5 protein-coding genes are annotated in these 6,692 nt (G+C 37.0%); 1 reads left to right on the plus strand and 4 read right to left on the minus strand.

The features are described from left to right. Positions 1-6: 6 nt before the first annotated feature. The gene (locus tag AC0KTX_RS13380; protein WP_474252632.1) at positions 7-1,302 is read right to left on the minus strand and encodes a sensor histidine kinase; all 1,296 of its coding nucleotides are present in this window, start codon (positions 1,300-1,302) and stop codon (positions 7-9) included. A gap of 217 nt (positions 1,303-1,519) precedes the next feature. Between AC0KTX_RS13380 and AC0KTX_RS13385 the strand changes: the two genes are divergently transcribed. Beyond that, complete coding sequence (locus AC0KTX_RS13385; RefSeq protein ID WP_474252633.1) at positions 1,520-2,797, plus strand: cation:dicarboxylate symporter family transporter; 1,278 nt, start codon at positions 1,520-1,522, stop codon at positions 2,795-2,797. 618 nt (positions 2,798-3,415) lie between these two features. On the opposite strand, the gene AC0KTX_RS13390 is transcribed toward AC0KTX_RS13385, so the two are convergent. From AC0KTX_RS13390 to AC0KTX_RS13400, 3 genes are all read right to left on the minus strand, one after another. Continuing rightward, on the minus strand, positions 3,416-3,835 hold the full coding sequence (locus tag AC0KTX_RS13390) for a hypothetical protein (protein ID WP_474252634.1): 420 nt from the start codon (positions 3,833-3,835) through the stop codon (positions 3,416-3,418). A 218-nt stretch (positions 3,836-4,053) separates the two neighbouring features. Continuing rightward, positions 4,054-5,103: a restriction endonuclease-related protein gene (locus tag AC0KTX_RS13395; RefSeq protein WP_474252635.1), complete on the minus strand. Its 1,050-nt coding sequence runs from the start codon at positions 5,101-5,103 to the stop codon at positions 4,054-4,056. 568 nt (positions 5,104-5,671) lie between these two features. Beyond that, the gene (locus AC0KTX_RS13400) at positions 5,672-6,562 is read right to left on the minus strand and encodes a glycine betaine ABC transporter substrate-binding protein (RefSeq protein ID WP_474252636.1); all 891 of its coding nucleotides are present in this window, start codon (positions 6,560-6,562) and stop codon (positions 5,672-5,674) included. Positions 6,563-6,692 lie beyond the last annotated feature (130 nt).

Consider the following 6,692-nt stretch of genomic DNA (forward strand, 5'->3'; position numbering starts at 1 on the left):
ACCTTTTTAGGTCAGATTTTTCATTGGCAGACGAACGATAAAGGTTGTCCCTCTGCTATGTTTCTGATTTTCAAGGATTATTTCCCCATCAAGTTTTTCTACTATCTGTTTGACATAAGTAAGTCCAATACCTGTCGATGAATTGCCAGTGCTGTCAAATTTCAAGGTGAATCCTGGTTTAAATATAATCTCTCTATATCGATCGGGAATCCCGGGACCATCATCCTGAATGCGTATTTGCAGCCAATCTCTTTTCTGCTCCACAATAATCTCAATTTTGCCGGCCTCTTTTATGGCCTCGACTGCGTTGGCAACAAGGTTATTGACAATGGAAATAAAAGTATACACATGGTATGCAGGATGTGAGCCACTATGGGCAATGCTGAATTCAATGTTTTTCCCCAATAGCTCAGCGTACTTTTCATGCGTCCGAACAATGACGGACAAAAGCGATGGAACATCTAAATAATCAAGGGAGCTTTCTTCCGTAATTAATTTCGATAGGCCAGACAAAATTCGTTGATTATCTTTTTTTATTTCATGAACCGCACCGGCAATCCTTAGCGCATGCTGTGAAATCCCTTCAAGAGGCAATCCTTTCTCTCTGCTGATGTCCTGCAATGTTTGGTATAGGTTGTAAGATTGCCTCGTAATTTCCTCAGCATCTTGAACGGATTTTTTCAACAGAACCGTCTCTTCATAAAGGTTTGAAACTAGCATGATCATATGTTCATTTCGTTTTTGAATTTCCGCTGCCCTTAATTTGGATTCATGCAATTTTATCATACTAAATAAACCGATTACAAAAAAACTTCGGAAGATGGCAATAATCATAATTTTATTAAAGGCATCTAAGGTAATCACCGTTCCAATCACAATATTCTCAACAAGCAGCTCGATCATCCCGGCTGCCAACTCAATCACAATCCCCAAAAGGCCAATCATCCATGGCCGATTGTAAAATCGGTGAATGTTTAATACAAAAAAAACAAGCGCATACGTGAAATAATAGAAAAAATAAGGGGAGTTTGCCTGAAAGGAAGGCACCCAATCAAAAGAATGAAGGAATATGAAATCCTGAAAGATCCGAAATGTTAAAACAGATAAGCCTGCAAGAACACCGCATATAATAGCTGGTATCTTTCTCAGCCACAATAAAAAGATAAACAGCATCGGAGGTCCGAAACTCACCCGATACACTTCATTAAATGGATAAAATTTAATTTCCCCGGCGAGCGGAACCAATATGGCCATGGCAGCCAATAATTGGAGTTCTTTTTTCTCTAGAAAATGCAAGTTCAATCTAACCACAACCTTGTTTCAAAAAATGTAAAAAACTATTTGTAAGTTTTTGTGGATTTTTGTTATTTCGCGTAGTTTCCTGTTTATATTTTTAAATATCACCCGAAAACGCTCCCAAGGAACACTCCACTACCTATGATAGCTTTATTTTAACGAATAGTCCCATAGAAAGAAACATAGAGCACCATCAAAAACAAGTGAAAAAAGAGGTGATTGAATGAAAAAAATCGGCTTGGCGTGGCAAATTTTAATTGGGCTTATACTCGGTATTTTGGTCGGTACTATTTTTTATGGAAATGCGAATGTGGCCAATTTTTTACAACCAATAGGGGATATATTTTTACGGCTGATTAAAATGATCGTTATCCCAATCGTTATTTCCAGCTTAATTGTTGGCATTGCCAGTGTAGGGGATGCAAAAAAACTTGGGAAAATTGGCGGAAAAACGATATTATATTTTGAAATCATTACAACAATCGCCATTATTGTCGGATTATTATCTGCTAATATTTTTCAGCCAGGATCTGGCATCGATATGAGCTCATTAGAAAAAACCGATATTAATAACTATGTCGATACGGCAGAATCTGTAAAGAGCCATGGTTTTGCTGATACGTTTGTTAACATTGTTCCAGCAAACATTTTCCAAGCCTTTGTTGAAGGTAATATGCTGGCGATCATTTTCTTCTCTGTATTTTTCGGACTTGGCGTTATCGCCATAGGAGAACGTGGGAAACCGATTATTTCCTTTTTCCAAGGTACTGCTGAGGCGATGTTTTGGGTAACAAATCAAGTAATGAAATTTGCGCCATTCGGAGTGTTTGCCCTCATTGGTGTGACAGTTTCCAAATTCGGCATAGAATCATTGCTGCCATTGGGCAAATTAGTCATTCTCGGTTATGCAACAATGTTCTTCTTTGTTGTGGTCATTCTAGGAATTGTTGCAAAAATAGTTGGTCTGAACATTTTCCACATCATCCTATTACTTAAAGAAGAGTTAATTCTCGCCTATTCAACTTCAAGCTCAGAAACAGTGATGCCGAAAATAATGGAGAAAATGGAGAAATTGGGATGTCCAAAATCCATCACATCCTTTGTCATTCCAACAGGCTATTCCTTTAACTTGGATGGTTCAACTTTATACCAAGCATTAGCTGCCTTATTTATCGCACAAATGTATGGCATTGATTTGTCCATTGCGGACCAAATTTCATTGATACTCGTATTAATGCTGACATCAAAAGGAATTGCAGGGGTTCCGGGCGTTTCATTTGTTGTATTATTGGCAACCCTTGGGGCGGTGGGCATTCCACCTGAAGGCCTTGCATTTATCGCTGGGATTGACCGCATTCTCGATATGGCTAGAACAGTCGTCAATGTAATCGGAAACTCGCTAGCCGCTGTCGTCATGTCCAAGTGGGAAGGCCAGTTTGATAAAGAAAAAGCCATTTCATATATAGACTCTTTAAAAAATAGAAAGCAAACCGCAGCTTAACTAAAATGCGCTATTTAACCAATATACGCAAAAACTTTGCAAGCAAAAAGCCGGAGTGGCCATCTAAGTGTGCCATGCCGGCTTTTGCTATGAGATTGAAGATGATGTTCAAATGAAAGGTACACCTTGAAGAAATCTTGCTATTTTTATTTATTAACCAGTTTTACTGTATGGTTTTGTTTGCGAACCCCCGGCAACAGTCCTAGTATACCTTTTCCCTTGTTCCTGACGCATGTTTTTCTTCATCAAATTTTCAATGGCTAACATCGTATAGGTTCATGGTGCTCTGTCATTTTTCTTTTTATATATCCATTTGGCTTCAAAATACTTGCTGACTGAAATAAACAGAATAACCAACTCTCATACTTTCATAAAATTAAAAAATTATACTGCTGCACCTGACCTTCCGGAAATGTCAAAAAAATTGGATTAATAGGGCAACTGTTATTGAGTTTTTGGATACTGACCTCTAGCAATTTTATGAGATCAGCCGTCAGTTAATCGACAACATTTAAATTTTTGACCATAACTGGAGCTGAAGGCTGTGAACCGCCAAGCAATTGAAAGTGAAAATCTCGGTAAAGTTTCATTCGAGGAAAAGTGATAATGGATGGTTCATCACATCCTTTTTTTTATTGGTTCAGAAGCAATGACCGCTACATAATCGAACGACATATATCGACAATATTCCAAAAACTCCTTCAACACGAGATATTCAATATTTTCACTTGCATAATCTTCATTTAACACGATGCGATCTAATGTAATAAGTTTACCCCCGTATTCGATTTCAAAATTCTCCTCTATAAGCGTCGCAATAATATACTCTTCATCTCCGCTCACACTATCCGCACTTATAAGCACATTTAACATACTTCCCAGTTCATAAACATTATAATAATGAAAATATATGGTGCCGACGGATACAAACTCATTTGAATCTTCCGACAAAACAGCTTGTATATCCCCATAACAAGTTACCATATTCCAATCCTGATCAAAACTCATAGAATAATCGAGCAGCACATTCTCAATCATCTGAACCCTTCTGATTTTGCCTTTATTTTATAAATTGCTCTCTTTCGTTTCACTTAACAGCTAAAAGGTCATAAATAGGGACAAATTTTTACAATATTTTTTACAACAAATAAAAATAAATCTGTAAACACTAAAGTTTTTGCTAATGCTTGAATCACCTAAAATCGCAGACATATCCTTCCTTAAACCTTTCGTTAAAGAGTAAACGGAATCGTACATTACATCATCAACACCCGATCCATCAGTTTTAAACTATCCCTTTGCAGTTTTACTTGAAAAGGAATCTCTAATCCTAAATCATTTAGTCGTGCATAAAACTGTTTGATATACCCCGGCTTTAATCGCTCGCGATAATCCGGAACCACGATGATCACATTTTTGTTTTCCAGATATTTCTTAATATTCCTTTTAGCAAAGTAGTCCGCCAACAGCTGTGGATGTGTGTAATCTTTAACATCTACATGAAAGGAAATATCGCCTTTTTTAATAAGGATATCAAACTCATCAACCTTTGGATAAAGAGATATTTCAGCATCTTTATACCTTTTTTTCAAATGATCAAACCATTGAATTTCCACAATACCTGGCAACAAGACGAATCGTTGGATTCCTTTCTTCAGCCGATAATAAGTTTGGCTGCCCAATTCTATTGTTTGAATATTAATAAAATCCGCTAACTCCCTACACAAATTTGTACATGTAAGCTGCCCTTTCTTTCTCTCTAATGTCCAACCACAATAAGGGCAAATGCTAATTTCATGAAATGGTTTTAATTTTTCATAACAATTCTCAACGAAAGCTGCTAATTCATGATGAAGGTTCAATTTGAAGGCTTCTAAGGAGATGGAATCAATAATGGGATGCTCTGTAAGAAATCTTCTTATAATCGTATATTCGTTACATAATGCATGTTTTGTACAATACTCTAGTATCTTTTTCATGCTTTTTTGCCGTTCATTTTCAATCGATCCGACCATTTCAAGCCACTCTTGAAAATAATCGGACAATTCACCAAACTCATTAATCATCGACAAATCACCATCAAAATGGGACGTAATAGACGGAATCCCCCATTGATGAAGAGGTTTTTTCAGAAAAGCCACCAACTCAGGAATGATAGTTTTCGGAAACGGCTGTTTTGTCTCTATACATAAACCGATTAGCTGCAAATGGCCTTTCTTTAACTCATCTGGAATCGCATCTTTTTCCCGCTGCCACTTCTCAATCCCAACCGTCAAATGAAACATCATCTCTTCCTCAAGTTTCATAAATTCCTCCAAGTTAAAAATTCTACCTATATTACTATATAAAAAAAGATACACCAAAAATGGTAAATGTTTTGGTGTATCATTAGAAAGATTATAACTTTTTCTATAACTTCATGTAAGGGGAGGAAAATAGAGCACATTTCTGGAAATTGCGAACGTTTTTATCACAATCGATGATTTATCAACAAACCAAATGTGTATTGGCCAAGTAGTAAAACGTGGCGGCTTGCCATTTTTTTAAAGTGAGTTTTTATAACTTTGCCTTCTCCATAAAATAATGAATAAGACGATTTTGACAGCTTTGTTCAAAAAAGATCCCAAACACGTGAGTAAAAACGGTAGCTTTCACGTTGAAAAGAGGATAATCTAGGCATTCTATCCCGAATAAACTATGGTAAACTTCAATCCGTTTTGCTTGGCCAACGTTTGATAGAATAGAATTTTTCTGCTAATAGTGAGGACAAAAATACATTAACCAACCAACTTGATTAATTCAGTCAAATACACAATTTTGTATACCTTTTTTTAAATCTGCTTGCACGTCACACTTATAAGCAGCCCAACAAATTTATTTTACACCTTTCGTCCATTCTGCCACTTTATCAGGATTTTCTTCCACCCATTTAGCAGCGGCTTCAGCCGGATCCATGCCGTTTGCCATATCAAGCATCACTTTTTCTATATCTTCTGTACTCCATGAGAATTGATCCAAAATTTTATACGCATTCGGCATATCTTCTTTCAACCCTTTACGCACCATCGTTGCAATGTTTTCTTCACTGCCGAAAATACCTTGCGGATCCTCCAAATACTTCAAATCATATTTGGCAAATTTCCAATGCGGGGACCAGCCTGTTACAACAATCGGCTCTTTATTCTTATAGGCTTCTCCTAATGCAGTGGCCATAGCACCGCTTGAAGATGTTTGTACTTGAAAGTTATTTAAGTTTTCATATTTTTGTACTGCATTTTCCGCCGCTTTAACAACGCCGGCGCCCGGCTCAATGCCGGTAATTGTATGATTTAAATCATTTCCATACTTATCAAGTTCTTCAATCGAGTTTATATCCATATAACTCGGGACAACCAAGCCGATTTTGGCGCCTTTCAAATTAGAACCGAGATCAACCAGCTGATCTTTATACTCTTTGTATAAATCCCCATGTGTATTTGGCAGCCATGCTGCAACCATTCCGTCAGCCTCGCCATTGGCAACAGATTCCCACATCACAGCATTATCAACTGGCGTAATGGTTACATCAAATCCTTGATCCTCTAATACTTTTTGCATAACATGTGTTGAAGCAATTTCTGTATCCCATTCCACATATACTAACTCAATATTTTTATCTGATGAATTGCTACCAATGCCTTTATCGTCACTTTCTGAGCCACAGCCAGCAGCAAGAAAAGACAAGAAAAGCCCGGCAACTAAGCCCAAACGTTTCCAATTCAACATTTAATATACTTCCTCCCTCTATAAATGTCGATATATCAACGGTTGTAGCCGTTTCAGGGGTGTCAAAAAAATATTTTTCGACAAAGTTTCTAACATTATTTCTTAAATATGTGTATATCTTACATTGACG

Source organism: Aeribacillus sp. JST-2 (assembly GCF_056032925.1).

Excerpts from the sequence above, each read along its gene's own strand:
- AC0KTX_RS13385 (WP_474252633.1), top strand. The coding sequence starts at position 1,520 with ATGAAAAAAATCGGCTTGGCGTGGCAAATTTTAATTGGGCTTATACTC.
- AC0KTX_RS13390 (WP_474252634.1), bottom strand. The coding sequence starts at position 3,835 with ATGATTGAGAATGTGCTGCTCGATTATTCTATGAGTTTTGATCAGGAT.
- AC0KTX_RS13395 (WP_474252635.1), bottom strand. The coding sequence starts at position 5,103 with ATGAAACTTGAGGAAGAGATGATGTTTCATTTGACGGTTGGGATTGAG.
- AC0KTX_RS13400 (WP_474252636.1), bottom strand. The coding sequence starts at position 6,562 with ATGTTGAATTGGAAACGTTTGGGCTTAGTTGCCGGGCTTTTCTTGTCT.